General features: G+C 59.2%; 24 protein-coding genes. 14 read left to right on the forward strand and 10 right to left on the reverse strand.

Annotated elements, in window-relative coordinates:
- Window positions 1–127 precede the first annotated feature (127 nt).
- Window positions 128–529 carry a DUF2946 domain-containing protein gene (locus AWX27_RS01010; protein ID WP_072265387.1) on the reverse strand — a complete coding sequence of 134 codons (402 nt, stop codon included), beginning with the start codon at window positions 527–529 and terminating at the stop codon, window positions 128–130.
- Window positions 530–759: 230 nt separating this feature from the next.
- On the opposite strand from AWX27_RS01010, the gene AWX27_RS01015 reads away from it, so the two are divergent.
- The gene (locus AWX27_RS01015; protein ID WP_060418869.1) at window positions 760–1368 is read left to right on the forward strand and encodes a class I SAM-dependent DNA methyltransferase; all 609 of its coding nucleotides are present in this window, start codon (window positions 760–762) and stop codon (window positions 1366–1368) included.
- A gap of 41 nt (window positions 1369–1409) precedes the next feature.
- On the opposite strand, the gene AWX27_RS01020 is transcribed toward AWX27_RS01015, so the two are convergent.
- Together AWX27_RS01020 and AWX27_RS01025 are read right to left on the reverse strand one after the other, a co-directional pair.
- Entirely contained in the window at window positions 1410–2711 is a 1302-nt protein-coding gene (locus AWX27_RS01020) for a PQQ-dependent sugar dehydrogenase (RefSeq protein WP_060418871.1), read from the reverse strand.
- A 10-nt stretch (window positions 2712–2721) separates the two neighbouring features.
- Window positions 2722–3147 (reverse strand): DUF2231 domain-containing protein, encoded by a 426-nt coding sequence (locus tag AWX27_RS01025; RefSeq protein ID WP_060418873.1) that lies wholly within the window; start codon window positions 3145–3147, stop codon window positions 2722–2724.
- Between the two features lie 167 nt (window positions 3148–3314).
- On the opposite strand from AWX27_RS01025, the gene AWX27_RS01030 reads away from it, so the two are divergent.
- Window positions 3315–3773, forward strand: coding sequence for a YbaK/EbsC family protein (locus AWX27_RS01030; protein ID WP_048233970.1), 459 nt, complete (start codon window positions 3315–3317; stop codon window positions 3771–3773).
- Window positions 3774–3858: 85 nt separating this feature from the next.
- On the opposite strand, the gene AWX27_RS01035 is transcribed toward AWX27_RS01030, so the two are convergent.
- Window positions 3859–4236, reverse strand: a complete 378-nt coding sequence (locus AWX27_RS01035) for a VOC family protein (protein WP_060418875.1) — start codon at window positions 4234–4236, stop codon at window positions 3859–3861.
- 271 nt (window positions 4237–4507) lie between these two features.
- On the opposite strand from AWX27_RS01035, the gene AWX27_RS25220 reads away from it, so the two are divergent.
- Together AWX27_RS25220 and AWX27_RS25455 are read left to right on the forward strand one after the other, a co-directional pair.
- Complete coding sequence (locus AWX27_RS25220) at window positions 4508–4702, forward strand: GrpB family protein (RefSeq protein ID WP_072265388.1); 195 nt, start codon at window positions 4508–4510, stop codon at window positions 4700–4702.
- Window positions 4703–4735: 33 nt separating this feature from the next.
- Window positions 4736–4930: a GrpB family protein gene (locus tag AWX27_RS25455; RefSeq protein ID WP_072265389.1), complete on the forward strand. Its 195-nt coding sequence runs from the start codon at window positions 4736–4738 to the stop codon at window positions 4928–4930.
- Between the two features lie 215 nt (window positions 4931–5145).
- Here AWX27_RS25455 and bla read toward each other — a convergent pair whose 3' ends face one another.
- The 4 genes from bla to AWX27_RS01050 form a co-directional block, all read right to left on the reverse strand.
- Window positions 5146–6003 carry a class A beta-lactamase gene (gene bla, locus AWX27_RS24250; RefSeq protein WP_072265390.1) on the reverse strand — a complete coding sequence of 286 codons (858 nt, stop codon included), beginning with the start codon at window positions 6001–6003 and terminating at the stop codon, window positions 5146–5148.
- Window positions 6004–6204: 201 nt separating this feature from the next.
- On the reverse strand, window positions 6205–6585 hold the full coding sequence (locus tag AWX27_RS01040) for a nuclear transport factor 2 family protein (protein WP_060418876.1): 381 nt from the start codon (window positions 6583–6585) through the stop codon (window positions 6205–6207).
- Between the two features lie 85 nt (window positions 6586–6670).
- On the reverse strand, window positions 6671–7183 hold the full coding sequence (locus tag AWX27_RS01045) for a hypothetical protein (protein WP_060418879.1): 513 nt from the start codon (window positions 7181–7183) through the stop codon (window positions 6671–6673).
- A 39-nt stretch (window positions 7184–7222) separates the two neighbouring features.
- On the reverse strand, window positions 7223–8233 hold the full coding sequence (locus AWX27_RS01050) for a LacI family DNA-binding transcriptional regulator (RefSeq protein ID WP_060418881.1): 1011 nt from the start codon (window positions 8231–8233) through the stop codon (window positions 7223–7225).
- Window positions 8234–8550: 317 nt separating this feature from the next.
- Here AWX27_RS01050 and AWX27_RS01055 point away from each other — a divergent pair, with 317 nt between their 5' ends.
- The 3 genes from AWX27_RS01055 to AWX27_RS01065 all read left to right on the forward strand — a co-directional run bounded on the left by AWX27_RS01055 (window position 8551) and on the right by AWX27_RS01065 (window position 11669).
- Entirely contained in the window at window positions 8551–9474 is a 924-nt protein-coding gene (locus AWX27_RS01055) for a substrate-binding domain-containing protein (RefSeq protein WP_060418883.1), read from the forward strand.
- A gap of 67 nt (window positions 9475–9541) precedes the next feature.
- Window positions 9542–10717, forward strand: a complete 1176-nt coding sequence (locus AWX27_RS01060; protein WP_060418885.1) for a Gfo/Idh/MocA family protein — start codon at window positions 9542–9544, stop codon at window positions 10715–10717.
- A 10-nt stretch (window positions 10718–10727) separates the two neighbouring features.
- The gene (locus AWX27_RS01065) at window positions 10728–11669 is read left to right on the forward strand and encodes a sugar phosphate isomerase/epimerase family protein (RefSeq protein WP_060418887.1); all 942 of its coding nucleotides are present in this window, start codon (window positions 10728–10730) and stop codon (window positions 11667–11669) included.
- Window positions 11670–11705: 36 nt separating this feature from the next.
- Here the strand turns inward: AWX27_RS01065 and AWX27_RS01070 are convergent, their stop codons facing one another.
- A complete protein-coding gene (locus AWX27_RS01070) occupies window positions 11706–12638 on the reverse strand; it encodes an AraC family transcriptional regulator (protein WP_060418889.1) in 933 nt (310 codons plus the stop codon).
- Between the two features lie 166 nt (window positions 12639–12804).
- On the opposite strand from AWX27_RS01070, the gene AWX27_RS01075 reads away from it, so the two are divergent.
- The 7 genes from AWX27_RS01075 (at window position 12805) to AWX27_RS01105 (ending at window position 19266) form a co-directional block, all read left to right on the forward strand.
- Complete coding sequence (locus tag AWX27_RS01075) at window positions 12805–13827, forward strand: MBL fold metallo-hydrolase (RefSeq protein ID WP_060418891.1); 1023 nt, start codon at window positions 12805–12807, stop codon at window positions 13825–13827.
- Between the two features lie 32 nt (window positions 13828–13859).
- Window positions 13860–14726 carry an oxidoreductase gene (locus AWX27_RS01080; RefSeq protein WP_060418893.1) on the forward strand — a complete coding sequence of 289 codons (867 nt, stop codon included), beginning with the start codon at window positions 13860–13862 and terminating at the stop codon, window positions 14724–14726.
- A 27-nt stretch (window positions 14727–14753) separates the two neighbouring features.
- Window positions 14754–15614 carry an oxidoreductase gene (locus AWX27_RS01085; protein ID WP_043147473.1) on the forward strand — a complete coding sequence of 287 codons (861 nt, stop codon included), beginning with the start codon at window positions 14754–14756 and terminating at the stop codon, window positions 15612–15614.
- Window positions 15615–15770: 156 nt separating this feature from the next.
- Window positions 15771–16235 carry a MarR family winged helix-turn-helix transcriptional regulator gene (locus AWX27_RS01090; protein WP_015377885.1) on the forward strand — a complete coding sequence of 155 codons (465 nt, stop codon included), beginning with the start codon at window positions 15771–15773 and terminating at the stop codon, window positions 16233–16235.
- Window positions 16232–18169, forward strand: a complete 1938-nt coding sequence (locus AWX27_RS01095) for an FUSC family protein (RefSeq protein WP_060418895.1) — start codon at window positions 16232–16234, stop codon at window positions 18167–18169. The genes AWX27_RS01090 and AWX27_RS01095 overlap by 4 nt, the downstream gene beginning before the upstream one ends.
- Before the next feature lies 1 nt (window position 18170).
- On the forward strand, window positions 18171–18383 hold the full coding sequence (locus AWX27_RS01100; RefSeq protein ID WP_033648323.1) for a DUF1656 domain-containing protein: 213 nt from the start codon (window positions 18171–18173) through the stop codon (window positions 18381–18383).
- Between the two features lie 7 nt (window positions 18384–18390).
- On the forward strand, window positions 18391–19266 hold the full coding sequence (locus AWX27_RS01105) for an efflux RND transporter periplasmic adaptor subunit (RefSeq protein ID WP_060418897.1): 876 nt from the start codon (window positions 18391–18393) through the stop codon (window positions 19264–19266).
- Here AWX27_RS01105 and AWX27_RS01110 read toward each other — a convergent pair.
- Window positions 19263–20183 (reverse strand): LysR family transcriptional regulator, encoded by a 921-nt coding sequence (locus AWX27_RS01110; RefSeq protein WP_033648321.1) that lies wholly within the window; start codon window positions 20181–20183, stop codon window positions 19263–19265. The genes AWX27_RS01105 and AWX27_RS01110 overlap by 4 nt on opposite strands.
- Window positions 20184–20256 lie beyond the last annotated feature (73 nt).

Here is a 20256-nt window from a genome sequence, read left to right on the forward strand (position 1 = left end):
ATTCCATCAACGTGGAAATAACCGGATTAATAATGTCGTCTCGATGATTAACCGTTGGGCGAATTAATTCCGCCGGGTTGAAGCGATCAACGGCAATACAGAGAGCGGCAATGGGCTTATTGTTAAATCAGAGGAAAGAGACGGGGGGCGCGCGCGGCTGTAATTCGGTGTGAACGACGTGGGCAAACAGGGGAACGAGATAGTGAATCGGCGGCGGGCGCGAAGCCAGCAACTGGGACCAGAACAGCGGGGCGTGGCTCACGTCCAGCAGCGGCGCGTGCAGCAACAGCACGCAGTAGCCGCAGGCGCTGTCGTCCATCATCATCGCCATGTTGTGATGGCCGCCGCCGTGCTGCATCAGCGGCTGTGAGGCTTTTTCAGGCTCAGGCGGCGGCGAGTGCATCCCGTGATGCATCGGCATCTCCATGCCGCAATCCGCCATGACGGTCGTTCCAGCACTTCCGGCGCGTACATGCTCCAGGGATCGCGAGACCACCGGCGCAATGAACAACATCAGAATGGCAAACATCCCTAACCAGGCGGCGGCCCGATGTCGCGATGCAGAGCGCTGAATTAACGACACAATCAACCTAAAAAAAGGGTTAACACAGGGTAGGGAATTGTACTGGTTTATGTCGAAATGTTAAAACCTTTTATTTCTGGTCAACGGTCTGTTGATGAATATATTATCGAATAAGCGCTTTAATTCTGACCAAAGGCTATTTTTTTGGCACCAATAACGTGATGGGGACAATATTAATGACGGAAAAACTGGCGAGCACCATTATCCCGCTTTATGACGAACATGCCGCCGCCTGGGAACGCCTCAGACCCACCACGCTGTTTGAACGGCCGTGGCTCGATCGCTTTTTGCAGCTCACCCCGGCCAATGCGCGGCTGCTGGATCTCGGCTGCGGCAATGGCGCGCCGATCGCCGCCTATTTTATCGAACAGGGGTATCGGGTCACCGGCGTCGATGGTGCTCAGGCGATGATCGCGCGCTGCCGGCAGCGTTTTCCTCAGCAGGAGTGGCGACAAATGGATATGCGCCAGCTGGATTTGGCGACGAAGTTCGACGGCCTGCTGGCCTGGGACAGCTTCTTTCATCTGGCGCGCAACGATCAGCGCCGCATGTTTCCGCTGTTCAGACGGCATGCCGGGCCGCACGCCGCACTGATGTTCACCAGCGGCCCAGCCGACGGCGTGGCGATCGGCAGCTTCGAAGGCCAGCCGCTGTTTCACGCCAGCCTGGCGCCGGAGGAGTACAGACGTTTATTGCAGGAGAACGGCTTCCGCGTGGTCGACCATGTGGTGGAAGATCCCGCCTGCGGGGGAAGAACGGTCTGGTTGGCGCAGGGTGTTGAGTGACAATGTCACGGGCAGATCCCCCAAGAACCTGCCCGTTAACGTTATTTAGCGCTGACGCGCCAAACGGTGTTGCCCACGTCATCCGCAATCAGCAGGGCGCCGGCCTTGTCGACCGTTAATCCTACCGGTGCGCCATAGAGTTCCTTCTCGTCGTCGGAGACAAAGCCGGTGACCACCGCTTTGAGTTTGCCGACCGGTTTGCCTTGCTCAAACGCCACGTAGCTGACCCGGTAGCCGTTCAGCGGCGAGCGATCCCAGCTGCCGTGCTCACTGACAAAGGCGCCGCCGCGATACTCGGCCGGCAGTGCGTTCGCGGTATAGAACAGCAGCCCCAGCGGCGCGACGTGCGAGCTGAGGGCGTAGTCCGGCTTGATGGCTTTCGCCACCCGATCCGGCCGCGCCGGCTGCACCCGCCGATCGACGTGCTGGCCGAAATAGCTGTAAGGCCAGCCGTAGAAGCCGCCGTCCTGCACCGAGGTCAGGTAGTCCGGCACCAGATCGGCGCCGATCTCGTCACGCTCGTTGACGATGGCCCACAGCTTGCCGCTGTGCGGTTCCCACTGCAGCCCGGTTGGGTTGCGCAGGCCGCTGGCGAAGACACGGCTGGCGCCAGAGGCGGTGTCCACTTCCAGCACGGCGGCGCGCCGGTACTCTACGGCCAGGCCGTTTTCGGTGATGTTGCTGTTGGAACCGACGCCGACATACAGCTTTTTACCGTCCGGGCTGGCCAGCAGGGCCTTGGTCCAGTGGTGGTTGATGGTGTCCGGCAGATCGGCCAGCTCTTTACCCGCATCGCTGATGCGCGTTTCGCCCGGCTGATAGGCGTACTGCATGATGTTGCCGGTGTTGGCCACGTACAGGGTGTTGCCAATCAGCTGGACGCCGAACGGGGAATCGAGCCCCTCGAGGAAAACATGCTTTTCCCAGCCGCCGTCGGCAGTTGGGCGCAGCAGGGTGATGCGGTTGCCGCCTTTGCCGCCTTTACCGGACTGGCCTTTCACCAGCCCGGCGATCAGCTGCTTGGGCGTACTCACCGCCTCCGTGCCCGGCCCGTTGGCTTCCACCACCAGGACATCGCCGTTGGGCAGGGTAAGCAGCTGGCGCGGATGCAGCAAACCGTCCGCCACCTTATCGATTTTCAAACCCTCGGCCACTTTCGGCATCTGGTTTTGCTGCCAGCCGACGCCCTTTGGCACCTGCATCGGCGGCATCAGGAAGTTTTGCGCCGCCGGCAACACCGGATCCGGCCCCATTTGTTGTTCTGGCGAAATGACGGCGCTGTTATCGCAGCCGGCCAGCGCCAGCACGGCCGAAAGCGCAATCGCGGTGGATGATAGCTTCATGAAAACCTCCTTATTTTGCGCGGGCGCCCACGGCCAGCAGAATGTTGGCGAGGCTCAGCAGCGCGACCACGATCGCAGACAGCACCAGGCCTTGCGGCACCACGGCATACGCATCCCGGCTATGCACGAAAGCGTTAATGATGGCGAGAACGATGGCGATCAGATTCAGCCAGAAATGGAGCTTGACCGGTGAGCCCTGCAGCCGGCCGCTGCCGAACCACACCTGAACCAGGTTAATCAGCCGGGGAATAATGGCAAAAACCAGGCCGATGGCGATCAGCCAGCTGGCACCATTGACCCACTGAATATTCGCCGTGCAGGCATAGATGATGTCGAAAATCAGCGCCGCGGTGAAAAATCCGTAGGGGAGCGGATTGAGCCATTCATAGACGGCCACCGCGGCCGCTGAAGGCCTTGCTGTGGTTTGCGTGGTCATGCAGATATCTCCATGAAAAATGATAGGTAAAAAGGCGTAGGCCCCTTAAAGCTTTGTTCAGATTCACCGATTTGAACAATTTTGATTCTCATTTTTAGCATGCGATGTTAAAACCTGAACCCTCACTGCGGCATTATCAATGGTTTAGCAACATCGGGAGGAAGGGCATGAGTATAGAGCGCGTTCAGCGATTTCTGGCCGAGCACGCCCCGGAAACGGCGGTGACGGTGCTGACAAAGAATACCGCCACGGTGGCGCTGGCGGCGGAAGCCTTTGGCGTGGAGAGCGGGCAGATCGCCAAGACGCTGTCATTTCGCGTGAACGACGGCGTGGTGCTGTTGGTGATGGCGGGAACCGCCAGAATCGACAACAAGAAGTACAAACAATTCTTCGGCGTAAAGGCGCGCATGCTGCCGGCGGAGGAGGTGGAGGCGCTGACCGGCTATCCGCCCGGCGGCGTTTGCCCCTTTGCCGCACCGGCAGCGGTGAGAATTTACTGCGATCGCAGCCTGTGCAGCTACGGTGAAGTGCTTCCGGCAGGTGGCAGCGATAACTCCGGCGTGAGAATTGCGCCACAGCGGCTAGCCAGCATCACCGGAGCAGAGTGGATTGACGTGACGGGGTAACGTTAAGTGACGGCGTCACAATTGCATTATGTTAAATTCGATGTGTTACCTCGTGATTAATATACTGTTTTAACTGGAAAAATCACTAGCTCATCGGGTTATGGCAAACCGCTTCGATATTGTGGCCATCCGGGGCGATCACAAATGCCGCATAGTAGTGGGCATGGTAATTGGGCCGCAAACCGGGTGCGCCATTGTCTATGCCGCCGGCATTTAGCGCAGCGTGGTAGAACGCATCGACCTGTTCACGGCTGCTTGCGGCAAATGCCAGGTGCAGGTGTGCCGGCTTTTCATCGGTTTGAAACAGGCACAATGACACGTTACCCCGATCGGGACATAGTTCGACGCCATAGCCGGGCTCGCCTTCGGCAACGATCTTTACGCCCAGCGGCGCCAGCGCATTGAGGAAAAACGCTTTGCTAAGGGCAAAGTCGCTGACGCCAAATTTCACATGGTCAAACATGGAGAGGCTCCTGGAGCATGGAAGAATATTCCCATTCAGTATAGCCAACGCCGTGGTGGGCGCCGAAAGCGATACAAACGCACGCCAATGCGTATTTAGCATACAAATAGTGCCCGTTTAAGTAACGCGTTTGGGAGAAATCTGCAGTATCGTAGCCGCCACGTTTTATCAGATTTCACGTAGCGCGATCAAAAAAGCAGGGGATTTCTGGCCAATATCGGCAGGTATGCGCCTTAGAAATCATGTCCGGTCATCATTACTGAAGCGGGAAATGGCCGCACGCAGCATCACGGTCGAGGGCTATGAGACGCAGTGGCTGGAACGTTATCAAGATGAGGCGCTGAAACTACGCGAGATGTTGGCTGGCGTATTAACGGCAATTCATCATATCGGTAGTACAGCAGTGCCAAACCAACGATTGATATCTTGCTGGAGATTGAAAGCCTGGCGGCGTTGGATGGTGTGAATGACAAGATGCATGATATGAGATCTACGCCGCGTGGCGAGAACAGCATTACTGGCAGGCGTTGCTGCAGCAAGTGAACAGGCGATCAGACAGTTGGCGTTCAGAGATTTCCTGCGCAAGCATCATGGTATTGCTGAGCAACACAAACACCAGGCAGCAGAAGACCGTCGGCAAAACCCGGCGGCTTATGGCCGGTTGAAAAACGAATTAGTTCAGCGGCATGAGTAGCCGGCGCCGGCATGGCTAGCCACAGGAGAAAGCCCATGAATCAGGCCTGGACGGCAGAATCCACATATCATCACCTAGGTACGCATAATGTATATTATGTTAAATTGAACGTGATGAATGCTAACCGCCATGGCGTGGAGCTTTCCTGAGTACGTAACTCTCTGCTGCTTATCGGGGCTCTTCCATAGAACCCCTAACCTCTTACTACTATCCTCTTAGTGGCTAAGGTATTCGTCAAATATATGCGAACCTAAAGTACGGATCACCGCTGAGCGTTCATCCAAAGAGGTATCCGCTTTTCTCACATAGATGCTGATGAATATAGGATCATGATTATTTGACCAGACCATCGACGTTATCCCTCTGACACCATAATCACTTGCACCTGACCTATCGGCGATTTCCCATCCTTTAGGAAGAGACGCTCTAAGCATATTATCAGCGACTTTGTTATTGACCATCCATTCTTTCAATTGCGCTTTTGATGCATCGCTGAGAACTTCGCCGGTCAAAATTTTCTTGATACTCTTGCTCATCGCATCAGGAGTCGTTGTATCTCGCAAATCATCCACGGGATTGACCGTCAATTCTGGCTCATATCGGTCAGAGCGAGTAACTGTATCTCCTATAGATCTCATAAATTCGGTCAGAGCTTCTGGTCCTCCACCCGAAAAAATAGCAAAATTAGCTGCTGTATTATCACTGTATTCATTGGCCGCTTTGCAAGCTTGCTCAAGCGTAAATGGCTTGTTCATATAATCTTTAGCAACGGGTGAATAGGTCACAATATTTTTTTCAGTCACTACCATAGAATGATTTAATGAAAGCTTCTTTGCATCAACCTTTGCCAGGACATTGGCACAAGCAATTGATTTAACTGTGCTATCTAAAGGAAAACGTTGGTTTCCATTTATAGAAATCGTTTTATCATCTGAAGATAGAATTGACAACCCTACCTTCCAGCCCTCTTTTTCGTACTGTTTAACTTGATCTTGTAAAGTCAAAGCAAAAGCAGAGGGTGCCATAGGCATGCTTAATACCAATGTGGCAAATATTGTAAGTCGCAATTTCATAGCAAACCTTTTATAGTCAATGTTTATATAATGAAATTATTCCAGCATAAATATAAGGTTTAATTTATGCAGGGTTTTGTTTTTCCTCATGATTATATTTTATTTTTTATGGTTAACAAATGATGATAATTTTTAGTAGCCTATAGAAAAACTTATAGCGTGAGTTAAATGACTCCATTCGATCAGCTTTTTAAACTCTGCTCAATCCTCTGCCGGCGTACCTTGATGAAAGCGCATCTGCCAACCCGCCTTTTCCGTCAGCAGCCAGATCGATGAGCGTTCAGTGCAACGAACGGCGCGGCCCTGCGCATCACGCTGAAAACTTTTGTACGTCAGCAACACGGCGCCTTCACTGATTTTCGCCAGCTTAAAACCTTCGGCGAAAATTGGCGGATAATCCATTTCCATCTCCAGCGCCGCAACGGTTTGGCATTTGTCATAACGTAGGCCTGAACGACCAATCTCTTCAAAGTCTTCATGCAACAATGCCGCGACATGTTTCGGATCGCAGCGCGTTGTTGGCTGGTGCAGTTCAACCTCAAGCGCCTGAATTTGGCTAAGCCACTGTGCAAAATGGGTCAAAATGCCCTCCTTTTTGATCGCGCTACGTGAAATCTGGCAAACTTCGGCAGTCAATCTACATCTGAATGACACTCGTGAAACCTGACTATTCCCAGGATTCCTTCTCATAGGGTTTTTGCCAGTTTTTTTCCGTGACGGGCACCAGTTCCCCGTTGAACGTATAGGTACAACAGCGGCATCTCACCGGCACATCTTCTGCGGTGAATGCCGGGTTCACTTTCTGCAGTATCCCGTGCTCATCTATGCATAGCCCGCTGTAATAGCTCGACTCACCACAGCAGACATAGCTCTGCCAGTTTTTACGGTGCAGCGCCACCAGGTAAAAAATAGGTGCTTCTTTATCCAACCGACTAACCGCTTCGCTGTGCACTTCACTCCAGGGTTGGCCCACTTTACTGAGCAAAAATTGAAATAGCGGCGTGTAATCCATGCCATGTTGTATCCGCCCATGCATGCTTTCACGCAGCGGCAACTGCTCATCATCCAGCTGTTTGCTATGCCGTTCCCAGCGGTACTCACCACCGCTGGCTATGGGCCCTCTGGATGTCACGCTTTCTCTTCTATAGAGTTTTTTCTTTCTATCTCGATGTGCTCTCATCAAGCCTCAATAGTGACATTGTCACACAAAAAGAAATCCTTACGCCGGTTTCCCAGCCAAATGCGACCGCCGAACCCGCAACTCTCCGTGCCGCCAGGCGCCGTCTGCCGTGGCGCGATTGTCGATCAGGCGATTCAAAGCCTCCTCGACCAGCCGGTCGATGCGTTGGCTGTAGCTGGTCAGCGCCCAATTGGCTGAGCCGGCTTCATCGATATCGTCGAAACCGACCACGGCCATCGCGGACGACGGCGCCGTTTGCCTGAGCGCTTCGAGCGCCCCCAGCGCCAACACGTCGTTCTCGCAGAACAGCGCCTCAACCCGCTCGCTTTCCGGCGTTGCCTGCAGGTATTCGCTCATCAGCTGGAAACCGCGTTGGCGATCGTAGTGGCCGGCGGTGAGCACCCGATCCAACTGAAAGCCGGCAGCCATCAGTTTGTCGCGGTAGCCTTCCATGCGCAGCAAATGGCTGCTTTGCGTGTCCGGCCCCTTCATGTAGCCAAAGCGCCGATGCCCTTGTTCTATCAGCAACTCAGCGATCTCTTCGCCGGCGCGGTAACCGTCGATATTGACCACATCAATGTGTTCACTTTCCGTATTGCGGCACACCTGCACCAGCGGGATCTGATGCAGGTCTTGCGCGATCGCCGCCCACTCTTGGGTTAACACCGTCGCCAGGAACAAAATGCCATCGACCTGCAGCTGATCGGCCATCGCCATCACCGCCCGGTAGTTTTCCCCGGCGGTGATGTTCAGCAGCAGCGCCATATAGCCGCGGGTTTGCAGCTGTTTGGTGACCATATCGAGCATCATCATCGAATGCGGGTTCTTCATCTCGTCGATGGCCACGCCGATGATGTGCGTGCGTTTTTGCGACAGGCTGCGCGCCAGCAGGTTTGGCCGATAGCCCAACTCGGCCGCCGCCGCCAGTACGCTTTCACGCGCGCTGTCCGAGATCGACGCGCCGGGCGTAAAGGCGCGCGATACCGTCCATTTAGAGACGCCGGCCTTTTCGGCGACGTCGCTGGCGGTGGCTTTGTGGTGTTTTATCATGGTTGCGTCGATCCCGGCTTCGATGAAGTCAAACTATACCCTGCTCGCTCAGATCCCCTAAGCGCCCGTCGGCATTCCTGCTGCAATTATGTCCCGTTTTTGCACCCGATTGCAATTTGTTGTGCAACCGGGTGCAAAAGGTAAAGAGTTTGTGATCGTCCACGCTGTTTTCACCTTTCCCCAGTTGACCGAATTTTATCCATAGCCGACATTCACGGTGGCATTCAGAGACTCATCGCCGTCTTGTCTCTTGTTTTGCACCCGGTTGCAAATACACTGCTTTAACACAACACCTCTCATCTCGACAGGATACCGTAATGAAAAAAACCAGACTGCTGTTGATGTTAGCCTGCTCGCTGTTTGTCGTGACCGCCCAGGCCAAGACCTACCAGGTCGGCGTGGCGCTGGCCAACTTCGATCTCAACTTCGTCTCCATCCTGCGCAGCCAAATGGCGCGTGAACTGGCTGTGCAGCAGCTGCAAGGCCAGTTCGTCGATGCCAAGGGCGATGTCGCCCTGCAGGTGCAGCAGGTGGACGATCTGATTAATCAGGGCGTGGACGCCATTATCCTCAACCCGGTCGATACGCAAGGCGTCCAGCCGATGATAACAGCTGCCCAACGCGCCGCGATCCCCCTCATCTTCGTCAACCGCAAGCCCGAAGTGCCGCTTAGCGGCGCGACGGCCTACGTCGGCTCCGATTCGGCGCTCAGCGGCCGCCTGCAGATGGAGGCCCTGGCGAAAAAAATGAATTACCGCGGCAACGTGGCGATCCTGATGGGTGCCCTCTCCAACGAAGAAACCCGCGAACGCACCCGTGCGGTAGAAGCGGTAATCGCCACACACAAAGACATGAGAGTGGTAGAGAAACAGACCGCCAAATGGCAGCGCAATGAAGCGGTCGACGTGGTTTCCGGCTGGTTGCTGAACGGCACGCCGATCGATGCGATCGCCGCCAACAACGATGAGATGGCCATCGGCGCGATCATGGCGCTGAAGCAGGCCAAAAAGAATGGCGTGCTGGTCGCCGGTATCGACGGCACGCCAGACGGCCTGCAATTTATCAAAAGCGGCGACCTGGCGGTGACCATTTTCCAGGATGCCAAAGCCCAGGCGATCGGCGCGGTGAAAGTGACCCGAGCGATGTTGGATCACACTAAAACCGAGCCTTACAACTGGGTGCCTTATGCCACCGTGACGCGAGAAAACTACCCGCAATTTGCACAGATGAACCAGAAATAAACCGTTGCCACTCTCTTTTTAAACCCATTTTGCACCCGAGTGCAAAACCACAGTATCAGGAGTCAGCATGTTAAATGGTGAAAGAAGCATCCCTCGCCCGCTGCGTTGGGCGATGATCGGCGGCGGCCGCCTCAGCCAGGTGGGCTACAAGCACCGTTCCGGCGCACTGCGCGACAACACCGCTTATCGGCTGGTTGCCGGCGCTTTTGATATCGACGCGGCGCGCGGACGTGAGTTTGGCGTCAACCTCGGCGTGCCCGCCGAACGCTGCTATGACAACTATCAACAGCTGCTGGATCAAGAAGCCGACCGCGAAGATGGCGTTGAGGTGGTGACCATCGCCACCCCCAACGGCACCCATTATGCAATCACGCGCGCCGCGCTGAATGCTGGCCTGCATGTCATCTGCGAAAAGCCGCTGTTCTTCACCACGGCGGAGGCGAGAGAAATCAAGGCGCTGGCGGCGGAGAAAGGCCTGATCGTCGGCGTAACCTACGGCTTCTCCGGCCATCCGCTGCTGATGCAGATGCGCGCCATGATCGCGAACGGCGACATCGGCGAAATACGCATGGTCGAATTGCAATACACCCACGGTTTCAATGCCAACGAAAGCGCGGACACGTTCGAGGCGCAAAAGTGGCGCGTCGATCCGAAAATCGCCGGCCCCTCTTTTGTGCTGGGCGACATCTCCACCCATACCTTCTACATCTCGCAGCTGGTGATGCCCGATATGAAGATTGCCTCCCTGCTGTGCGATCGCCAGAGCTTTATTCCTTCTCGCGCCCCGCTGGAAGACAACGCCATGGTGCTGATGCACTACGAAAACGGCGCCGTCGGCCGCATGTGGGCCTCCGCCGTCAATGCGGGCGCGATGGACAGCCAAAGCATCCGCGTGGTGGGCTCGCTCGCCAGCCTGCAGTGGAGCGACGCTGCCCCCGGCGAATTGCGCCATGAGATCCAGGGGCGGCCCAACCAAACGCTGCACCACGGCATGCCCTATCTGGACGACAGCGCCCTGGCCGAAGAGCGGCTCGGTGCGCTGCATACCGAAGGGCTGGCCGAATCCTGGGCCAATATCTACCTCAAGTTCGCCATCGCCATCAGCGCCAGCCAGCGCGGCGATCGGCAGACGCTGGCCACGCTGATCTATCCGGATATCGACGCCGGATTGGAAGGCGTGCGCTGGATTGAAAACTGCGTTCGTTCCGCCGACAACGGCGCCACCTGGGTTAATTACCAATAAGGAAAGCACCATGAAACTTTCATTCTGTACCGACAGCCTGGGTCATTTACCCTTCGAGCAGATGCTGGATCGGCTGCTGGAGCTGGGGGTGCGCGGCGTGGAAATGACCACCGGCGGCTGGTCTCCGGCGCCCCATCTGGATACCGACGATCTGCTGGCTAACCCCGCCAAACGCCGGCAGCTGCAGCAGGCGCTGGCCAGCCGCGGCATGGAGATCGCCGCGCTCAACGTCTCCGGCAATCCGCTCGATCCCGGCGAACTGGGGCAACGCCATCAGCGCCAAACCGACAATACGCTGGAGCTGGCCGGGCTGCTGGGGGTGAAAAAGATCGTTATGATGAGCGGCCTGCCCCCGGCCAGCCCGCATGACACCATTCCCAACTGGATCACCTATACCGTCAGCTGGCCGCCGACGGTGAAAAACTGTCTGGACTATCAATGGAATGAAGTGGCAATCCCCTATTGGCAGGCGCTGGTCGCTCGGGCCAAAGCGTGCGGCGTCGAGCGCTTTGCGCTGGAAAACTTCAGCGCCATGCTGGTGTGGAACCCGGAAACGCTGTTCCGGCTGCGCGAGGCCGTTGGCCCGATGGTGGGCCTGAACCTCGATCCCAGCCACCTGATCTGGATGGGTGCGGATCCCATCGCGGTGGCCCGCGCCCTCGGCCCCGCCATTCACCATGTGCACGGCAAAGACGTGCGCCTTGAGCGCGGCGTCGTTGAGGTTAACGGACTGCTGGAGACCAAACCGATCGACGACGTGGCCCGCCGCGCCTGGAACTATGTCGCCGTCGGCTGCGGCCGGGATCTGCAGTGGTGGAAGGCGTTCTTCTCGGTGGTGCGCATGATGGGCTACAACGACTGGGTGTCGCTGGAAATGGAAGACCTGACCATGTCGGTCGATGCCGGCATCGTTTCCTCCGTTCAGGCGCTGCAGCAGAGCATCAGCCAGTAAAGCCAGGCGCGGCGGTCACGGCCGCTGCGCCCCCTTTCACTCCGGTTCACTCGCCCCGGCCGGCATTTGCCGCCGATACTGCGACGGCGACTGCGCCATCACCCGTTTGAAGGCGGTGCTGAACGCGCTTTCCGAGCCGTATCCCAACGAGTAGGCGATCGACGCGACGTTTTCTTTACCGGCCCGCAGGCGATCTGCCGCCTGCAGCATACGCCAACGCGAGAGGTATTCCATGGCGGTGCTGCCAACCAGCCCTTTGAAACGTTGAGCGAATACGGTGCGGGAAATGCCGGCGATGCGGGCCAGCTCTTCCAGCGTCCAGTTGCGCGCCGGCTCGGCGTGCATGGCGGCGATCGCCAGGCTGATCTGGCGGTCGGTCAGCGCCAGAAACCAACCTTTCGGCAGCCCATGGGCCGTTTCGAGGAACTGGCGAAACACCTGCACCAGCATCAAGTGCGCCAGGTGGGTCGACATCAGCGCACCGCCGAGCTGCGGGTGGCGCAACTCGTTCGTCCACTGTTCGAGCGTCCAGCGCAAAACGCCCGCCTGGCTCGAGGCTTTGGGGATGTTGATGATCGGCGGCAGCGCATCAAACAGCAGCGCCGCATGCTGGCCGGAAAAACCGAAACGCCCGCTGATCAAAAAGACCTCGCCACCGCCGTTATGCACGGCGATGCCGTCGCGCGTCGCCTCGGCCATGATCTGCTCCCCTCCCTGCGGCGGCAACGCCGGATCGGACGCGACCCTGAAGCGCCGCCGACTGTTCAGCAAAAAGCAGTCCCCTTCGCGGAAATGGATCGGCTGCGTCAGATCGTCGGTCATGCCCCAGCAGGCGCCGCGCATCACCGCCGTGAATTTGATGCCTTCATGAGGGGGAAACTCGAACGACCAGTCCCCGGCGGCGTCGAAACCGGCGTAAAACTGGTTTTGGGGTTGCAGCAGCGACAACACGTCTGACAGCGGGTCCATGATGAAATCCGTACTCTTGATAAACAAACAAGTACTTTAGCGCATGGATCGTCCGTCCCTCAAGGCTTATTCTTGACGACAAGTTTTATCGCGTCGTGCGGGCAAAGGCGACCTGAACCGCGTCGCTGCCCGAATCATCCATTGCTGTGCTGAGGGAATTCTGACTTTGAGCCGTTGTTCCAAATTGCGCCCGACATCGGGCGGCTATGCTTCATCGCCACAATGGCGCGATCGGCGCTTTAACAATCAGCGGCCGCCGGCGCCGGGTGACCTGCCCGAGTCCACCCTGCGCGTGTGGTGGGACGTATTTTTCAACAAGCCCAAAGGCACGGTGCCGGCGACGCCGGTGCCGATTCAGCGCCTGTCGCGCGCCGAGCTTGAGGCGGCACCCGATCGTAGCCTGTACCGTCTGGGGCATTCCACGGTGTTGCTCAAGCTGCGCGGCCAATGGTGGCTGACCGATCCGGTGTTCTCCGAGCGGGCATCGCCGCTGCCGTTCGCCGGGCCAAAACGCTTTCACGCGCCGCCGATCGCGATCGAGGAGCTGCCACCGATCCGCGCCGTGATCCTCTCACACGATCATTACGACCATCTGGACCAGGCCGCCATTCGGGCGCTGGACGGCAAGGTGGGCCAGTTCGTCGCACCGCTCGGCGTGGGCGATCGCCTGGCGGCCTGGGGCGTGGCGCCGGACAAAATCCGCCAGTTCGACTGGTGGCAAGGCACGGAAATCGACGGCCTGCGGCTGACGGCTACCCCGGCCCAGCACTTTTCGGGCCGGAGCCTGACCGACGGCAACCGCACGCTGTGGTGTTCCTGGGTGATTGAAGACGATGAGCTGCGGGTGTTCTTCAGCGGCGACAGCGGCTATTTCACCGGTTTTGCCGAGATTGGCCGCCGTTTTGGCCCCTTTGACCTGACGCTGATGGAAACCGGCGCCTACGACAAACGCTGGCCCTATGTGCATATGCACCCTCAGCAAACCGTGCAGGCGCACCGGGATTTGCTCGGCCGCTGGCTGCTGCCGATCCATAACGGCACCTTCGATCTGGCGATGCACGCCTGGCAAGACCCGTTCGACCAGGTACTGCGCCATGCCGCTACCTCTAGCGTGCAGGTCGCGACGCCGATGATCGGCGAACGTGTCGATATCGTTCGGCCGCACCCCGGCAGCCGTTGGTGGCGCTAAGCGCCGTTTTATTTATTCGCAGGAAACCTGAAATGAACAATGACCATAAAGTGTGGCTGATCACCGGCGCCTCGTCGGGCCTGGGCAAAGCCCTGGCGGAAGCGGCCATCGCCAACGGCGATCGGGTGGTGGTGACCGCCCGCCGTCTCGACCGCCTGCAGGCGCTGGCTAAGGGCCAGGAGGATCGCGTGCTGCCTTTGGCGGTGGACGTCACGGATGCCGCCGCGCGCGATAAGGCGGTCGCCGATACCCTGGCGCGGTTCGGCCGCATCGACGTGCTGGCCAACCTGGCCGGGCGCGGTGTAGCCGGCGCCTGCGAAGAGTTCAGCCTCGAACAGCTGCGCGAGCAGATGGAGCTGAATTTCTTTGCGGCGGCGGAGATGACCCGCGCCGTGCTGCCGCAGATGCGGCGCCAGGGCAGCGGCAACGTGATCACCGTAAGCAGCATCGCCGGTCTGGTGGCGATGAACGCCGCCGGCCCCTATTGCGCGGCGAAGTTTGCCCTCGAAGGCTGGACGGAGTCGCTGGCCATCGAGGCCAGGCCGCTGGGGATCCACGTGACCCTGATCGAGCCCGGCGCCTTCCGCACCGAATTCGCCGGCGACGTGAACATGCGGCCGACGCAGCGCATCGAGGCCTACCGCCCGTCGATTGCACCGTTTGAAACCTACCTGGCGCAGTCCGCCGGCCGACAGATGGGCGATCCCGCCAAAGCGGCGCAGCGCATGCTTGAGTTGGTCACTCTCACGGCCCCGCCGGTGCGCCTGATGCTGGGGCGCGACGCTTACGCCATGTGGGACACCACCCTCGCCAAACGCCAGCAGGAGCTTAACGCCTGGCGCGAACGGGGCGAAGACACCGCCTTTGATGGCGCAGAACTCACTGAAATTCAACGGTAACTCCCCACGATAACGAGGAATCTCGATATGAACAAAACCTGGTTTATTACAGGCGCATCTTCCGGCTTCGGCCAGGCTTTGGCTGAGGCCGTGCTGGCCAAGGGCGACAACGTGGTGCTCACCGCCCGCCGTCTGGCGCCGCTGCAGGCGATCGCCGCCGGCCACGGCGAACGCGCGCTGGCTCTGCAGCTGGACGTGACCGATCCTGCGGCGCGCGCCGCCGCCCTGAAGAAGACCGTCGAAACCTTCGGCCGCCTCGACGTACTGGCCAACATCGCCGGCGCCGGTTCTTACGGGGCGCTGGAAGAGTTCACTTCCGAACAGATCCGTGCCCAGATGGAGCTGAACTTCTTTGCGGCCGCCGAGCTGTCGCGTGAAGTGCTGCCGCAGATGCGCGCTCAACGGTCCGGCCATATTCTCAATCTGACCAGCATCGCCGGCCTGGTGGCCTTCCCCGGCAGCGGCCTGTACAACGCCACCAAATTCGCGTTGGAAGGGTTTACCGAAGCGCTGCACCACGAGGTCAAGCCGCTGGGGATCCACGTCACGCTGATCGAGCCGGGCGCCTTCCGTACCGGTTTCGCCAGCAGCGCCGCCATGAAGGCCGAACGCGAAATCGCTGCCTATGCGCCACTGGATGCCGGCATGGTGGAATATTACCGCACGCAGAACGGCAAACAGATGGGCGATCCGGTCAAGGGCGCTCGCGTGATCGTCGATATGGTGGCCAGCGCCACCCCGCCGGTGCGTTTGATGCTCGGTAAGGACGCGTATCAGCTGTGGGACAGCGCGGTAGCCTCCCGCAGCCGCGATCTGGCGCCGTGGCGTGAACGCGGTGAAGATACGGCCTTCCCCGGCGCTGCGATGAACCCCGTTCAGGCGCTGTAATACCCACCTTTCAAACGGGCTACCTATGTAGCCCGTTTGTTTTATGTGACGTCGTCACGTATGTCTTACCTTTTGTTTCTCAGTCGAGTGTTCAAAACTAATTGCCAAAGCAACTGTTGCCATTTAACCTATATACACTGTTTGCCGAGGTATCCCATGTCATCGAAAGAAAAATCCCTCTATGCCCTCACCAACGCCCTGCAACCGGTTCGCCGGGTGTGGAAACAGGCTGCGACGCTGGCGATCGCCAAATCCGGCATATCCATGTCGTTGGCTACCGTCGTGGTTCTGGTGCATCGCAATCCGCAGGGCATCAATCAGCGCGACCTGGCGGAAGAAGTCGGCGTCAATCCCGGTGCGCTGGTGCGTCTGTTGGATCAGGCCGCCGCGTTAGGCTTCCTCGAGCGGCAGGAGTCGGCCGGCGATCGTCGGTTTAAAACCCTGCGCATTCTGCCCGCCGGCGCCGAATTGGCCAAAAAGGTCGAAACCGCGGCCGATAAGCTGCGAGTCGAGCTGATGCACGACGTGCCGTTGGAAGATATTGAAACCGCTACGCGCATTCTGCGCCTGTTTGAAGAGCGCGCAGGCCACTATCTGCAACAGGCCGGCAATGAGCCATGAACATCGGTAAACCGCAGCTGCTGTACGCCGCGAAACTGTTTATTTCCGCCATGCTGGCCTTCGCGCTGGCGGAAAGCATCGGCCTGCAAAATCCCTATTGGGCGATGGTGACCTGCTGCGTGCTGAGCAATCCGGTCAGCGGCGCCGTACGCGCCCGCGCCACCTACCGTTTTTGCGGCACGCTGTTCGCCGGCGTGCTGACGCTGGGCCTTTCGGCCTGGCTTAGCAACACGCCGGTGCTGTTGATCGTCGCCGCTGGGCTGTCATCGTCACTGATGCTGGGCCTCTCCTATCTCGATCGCACGCCACGCGCTTACTTTTTCCAGCTGGGCGCCATCACCATGATGCTGGTCGCCATCGCCTACATCAATCACCCGGACACGATGTTCACTATGGTCGTCACGCGGGTGACGGAGATCTGCCTGGGTATTTTGGCGGTGACGCTGGTAGACAGCGTGCTGTTCCCATCGCCGCTGGCGCCGGTGTTGCGCACGCGGCTGAAAGGCTGGCTGGCTGACCTGGCGCGTTGGCAGGAGGACAGCCTCGACGGCAAGGGCAGTGACGCCCAGGCCGACGCGGACCGTATCCGTTTGCTGGGCGACATCGCCTCGTTCAATCAGATGATGACCACCCTTGGCTATGACAGTTCGGTCGATAAGCCCACCCGTCAGGCGGCGATTTCGATACAGCAACGCGTACTGCAAATCGTGCCGCTGCTCTCGGCCATCGGCAGCAGCATCGCCGCACTGCCGGTCGGCCTGCGCCCCCGCCTGCAGCCGTGGCTGAATGAGGTCCGGCGGCAGGCCGTTGAACCCGCACCGCACGCTGCGCCCTCGGTAAGCTTGTTGCCGCCTGCGGCGTCGCTGTCGCCGTGGGAAACGCTGATCGTCGACGAGCTGGCTGAACAGGTTGAGCAGTGGTTAACGCTGTGGGCCGAGGTACAGCAGTTGAACGCATTCCTGGACGGCGAGCCGCTGCCCGCGGCGCTGCAGGCGCAGATGATGCGCAGCCGCGTCTTCTCGCCGCCGCCGGATATCGGCATGGCGGTGCGCATGTTCGCCGGAATTTTGACGACCTACGCCCTGCTATGCGGTCTCTGGTATTTCACCGGCTGGGAACAGGGCGCCAATATGGTGCTGATGGGGATCGTGGCCATCGCCTTCTTCGGCGCTGGCGATAATCCCGGCGCCACCATCGCCACTTTTGGCCGCTTCGCCGCTATCGCTATGGCCCTCGGCGCCCTGCTCAGCTATGTGCTGCTGCCGCTGGCCGGGGATTACGGCAGTTTCCTGATCGTGATGGGGCTGTTTTTGCTGCCGCTCGGCGTGTGGGCGGCGAGCAACCCGTTGGCGACGTTGGCGATCGCCCTGTCGCTCAGCAACGTCAACTTTCAGGGGCACTATGCGCCGAACAATATGGGGCTGTATCTGGAAAGCACTACCGGCACGCTGATCGGCGTCTATTTCGCATTCCTGTGCGCCGCGCTGTTCCGCCGCTGGGGCACCGATCAGGTGGTGGCGCGGCTGATGCGGCAGGATGCGCAAGAGATGCTGCGCCTCAATCGCCACGTCACGGAACGCGACTTACAGCGCTATCAGGCCCGCGCGTTGGATCGCATCACCGCGCTGGGTAGCCGCCTGGCCGCCGTTGGGCAAGCCGATCGCAGCCCACAGCTGTTGATGCGCTTAAAAACCGCTATCGACCTGATTCGTCTGCAGCAGGCCGGCGCTCTCAGCCCTGGCGCTTCGCCGAACGCCGGTCTGCCGGCGGCGTTCCGCCAACTTTCTCTGCACGCCGAGGCCCCCTCCGCGCTGCTGGGCCAGATCGACGCCGGTCTGCAACAGGCCTGGCGGCAGAACGATCGGCGCGCGCTGCGGCCGCTTACCCGGCTACGGCTGCTGCACTTCCCCACGGCTTTGCACTGGAATCCCTGACATGATCGGTGAAATCAACATTGACGGCGTGTTCATCTCGCCCTTGCTGCTGTGCCTGGTGTGCGCGTTTTTCTCGCGCATGGCGCTTTCCTGGACGCTCAGCGCGGTGGGCGTCTATCGCTGGGTCGCGCAGCGCCCGCTGTTCGACACCGCCCTGTTTCTTATTCTGGCCGGGCTGTTTTTCCACGGCCTGAAATGGCTTACCACCCCCTGAGGACCCCATGTTTCGTGAACGTACCCTTGCTCTGCTGCGCCCCGCGCTGACCCTGATTGCCGTTTTGATCGCGGCAGGCGTGCTGTGGCAGCTTTATCTCTATTACACCTATGCCCCGCAAACGCGCGACGGCAAGATCCGCGCCGATGTGGTGCCGCTGGCCACGGATGTTTCCGGCAAGGTGGACGCCGTGCACATTCACGACAACCAGGTGGTGCATAAAGGGCAGCTGCTGCTCAGCCTGGACAAAGTACGGCTGCGCAACGCGCTGGATCAGGCCGAGGCCGCCGTGGAACGCGCCAACGTCCAGTTGGCGTCATCCCAGCGCGAAAACCGGCGCTATCAAGCGCTGCAGTCGGCTATTTCACAGCAGGAACGCGACAATCGCCGCGATGCCCAATCGCTGGCAAAGGCCAATCTGGATCAGGCCCTGGCGGATCGGGCGCTGGCGCGCATCAACCTGCAGCGCGCCGATCTCTATGCGCCGGTGGATGGCGTGATCACCAACTTCTCCCTGCGCCCCGGCGCTTACGCGACCGCCGGTCAGCCGATCATGGCGTTGGTGGATTCCAACAGTTTCTACATCGCCGGATACTTCGAAGAGACCAAGCTGGGCCGCATCCAGAACGGTGACAAGGTGGTGATCCGCATCATGGGGGAACGGCAGCCGCTGTATGGCCACGTCGACGGGCTTTCCGCCGGCATCAACGACAGCGAGCGCACCACCGCCGCCGGCAATCTGCTCGCCAACGTCAACCCGACATTCAGCTGGATCCGTCTGGCGCAGCGCATCCCGGTGCGCATCGCGATCGACACCATTCCCCACGGCGTCGAGCTGATCGCCGGCCGCACGGCGACGGTCAGTTTGAGTGAAACTCATTAAGCCTGTCCCTCCGGCGTCAACCCGGCGATCAGCGCCTGCAGTAAAGCGCTGACCTTCGGCTGCGCCCGGCGGCTTTTCAGCCAGACCACGTTGATCGGCAGGCCGTCGGTCGCCAGATGCGGCAACACCTCGGCCAACGCCCCCTCCTCTAGCTGCCGTTTGACCAGCCAGGTCGGTAACTGGGCAATGCCGTGCCCCGCCAGCACCGCCGTCAGTTGCCCCTCCGCATCGCCAATGGCCACCCGCGGCGTCAACGTTCTTCGCTCTACCGGCTGGGCACCGCTTCCCGAGAAATGCCAGGGTGTCTGCACGCCGTCGTTTTCCTGATACAGCACGCAGTGATGATGCGCCAATTCAGCAGCGGTGGTGGGTTCACCCTGGCGCTTCAGGTAGCCGGGCGCGGCGCAGAAGATATGCCGCTGCTTACCAAGGTAGTGATGCCCCAGCGTATTTGGCCACACATCTGAACCGCCGATACGCACCAGGATATCGATGCCTTCACTGACCGGATCGGCGAAACGGTCCGTAAACGTGATATGCGGCACCAGCAACGGGTGATCCTCAATACATCGCAAGATCACCGGCAGCGCATGCAAACGGCCAAAGGAAGCGGGAAGATCGATGCGCACCCTGCCGCGCGGCTCGGCGCTTTCCGCCTGCATCGCCAGTTCGGCCTCTTCCAGCTCGGCCAGCACGCCGGTACAGGTGCGATAAAATTGGGTGCCGGCGTCGGTCAGCGCCAGCCGCCGCGTGGTGCGCTGGAACAGCTTCGTCTGTAATCGGCTTTCCAGCCGGGCGATCCCTTTGCTGACGGCGGAGGCAGTCAGGTTCATGCGTTCCGCCGCCAGCGTAAAGCTGCCCATATCGGCCACGCAAACAAACAGACCGATCCCTTTAAGACGTTCGGAAGAAAACATGCCCCTGCCTTATTGATGAATTTAGTTCCCGCAACTCGGTAATTTATAGCGCAAATCATGATTTTTATTCCGA

Source organism: Serratia sp. 2880STDY5682894 (assembly GCF_001537385.1).
Lineage (GTDB): Bacteria > Pseudomonadota > Gammaproteobacteria > Enterobacterales > Enterobacteriaceae > Serratia > Serratia nevei.

What these genes read in the sequence shown, in the direction of transcription:
- AWX27_RS01050 (WP_060418881.1), bottom strand. Translation starts at nt 8,233, where the DNA reads ATGATAAAACACCACAAAGCCACCGCCAGCGACGTCGCCGAAAAGGCC.
- AWX27_RS01095 (WP_060418895.1), top strand. Translation starts at nt 16,232, where the DNA reads ATGAACATCGGTAAACCGCAGCTGCTGTACGCCGCGAAACTGTTTATT.
- AWX27_RS01070 (WP_060418889.1), bottom strand. Translation starts at nt 12,638, where the DNA reads ATGGACCCGCTGTCAGACGTGTTGTCGCTGCTGCAACCCCAAAACCAG.
- AWX27_RS01060 (WP_060418885.1), top strand. Translation starts at nt 9,542, where the DNA reads ATGTTAAATGGTGAAAGAAGCATCCCTCGCCCGCTGCGTTGGGCGATG.
- AWX27_RS01010 (WP_072265387.1), bottom strand. Translation starts at nt 529, where the DNA reads ATGTTTGCCATTCTGATGTTGTTCATTGCGCCGGTGGTCTCGCGATCC.
- AWX27_RS01055 (WP_060418883.1), top strand. Translation starts at nt 8,551, where the DNA reads ATGAAAAAAACCAGACTGCTGTTGATGTTAGCCTGCTCGCTGTTTGTC.
- AWX27_RS01065 (WP_060418887.1), top strand. Translation starts at nt 10,728, where the DNA reads ATGAAACTTTCATTCTGTACCGACAGCCTGGGTCATTTACCCTTCGAG.
- AWX27_RS01035 (WP_060418875.1), bottom strand. Translation starts at nt 4,236, where the DNA reads ATGTTTGACCATGTGAAATTTGGCGTCAGCGACTTTGCCCTTAGCAAA.
- AWX27_RS01105 (WP_060418897.1), top strand. Translation starts at nt 18,391, where the DNA reads ATGTTTCGTGAACGTACCCTTGCTCTGCTGCGCCCCGCGCTGACCCTG.
- AWX27_RS01085 (WP_043147473.1), top strand. Translation starts at nt 14,754, where the DNA reads ATGAACAAAACCTGGTTTATTACAGGCGCATCTTCCGGCTTCGGCCAG.
- bla (WP_072265390.1), bottom strand. Translation starts at nt 6,003, where the DNA reads ATGAAATTGCGACTTACAATATTTGCCACATTGGTATTAAGCATGCCT.
- AWX27_RS25220 (WP_072265388.1), top strand. Translation starts at nt 4,508, where the DNA reads ATGGCCGCACGCAGCATCACGGTCGAGGGCTATGAGACGCAGTGGCTG.
- AWX27_RS01090 (WP_015377885.1), top strand. Translation starts at nt 15,771, where the DNA reads ATGTCATCGAAAGAAAAATCCCTCTATGCCCTCACCAACGCCCTGCAA.
- AWX27_RS01110 (WP_033648321.1), bottom strand. Translation starts at nt 20,183, where the DNA reads ATGTTTTCTTCCGAACGTCTTAAAGGGATCGGTCTGTTTGTTTGCGTG.
- AWX27_RS01020 (WP_060418871.1), bottom strand. Translation starts at nt 2,711, where the DNA reads ATGAAGCTATCATCCACCGCGATTGCGCTTTCGGCCGTGCTGGCGCTG.
- AWX27_RS01045 (WP_060418879.1), bottom strand. Translation starts at nt 7,183, where the DNA reads ATGAGAGCACATCGAGATAGAAAGAAAAAACTCTATAGAAGAGAAAGC.
- AWX27_RS01025 (WP_060418873.1), bottom strand. Translation starts at nt 3,147, where the DNA reads ATGACCACGCAAACCACAGCAAGGCCTTCAGCGGCCGCGGTGGCCGTC.
- AWX27_RS01015 (WP_060418869.1), top strand. Translation starts at nt 760, where the DNA reads ATGACGGAAAAACTGGCGAGCACCATTATCCCGCTTTATGACGAACAT.
- AWX27_RS01030 (WP_048233970.1), top strand. Translation starts at nt 3,315, where the DNA reads ATGAGTATAGAGCGCGTTCAGCGATTTCTGGCCGAGCACGCCCCGGAA.
- AWX27_RS01080 (WP_060418893.1), top strand. Translation starts at nt 13,860, where the DNA reads ATGAACAATGACCATAAAGTGTGGCTGATCACCGGCGCCTCGTCGGGC.
- AWX27_RS01100 (WP_033648323.1), top strand. Translation starts at nt 18,171, where the DNA reads ATGATCGGTGAAATCAACATTGACGGCGTGTTCATCTCGCCCTTGCTG.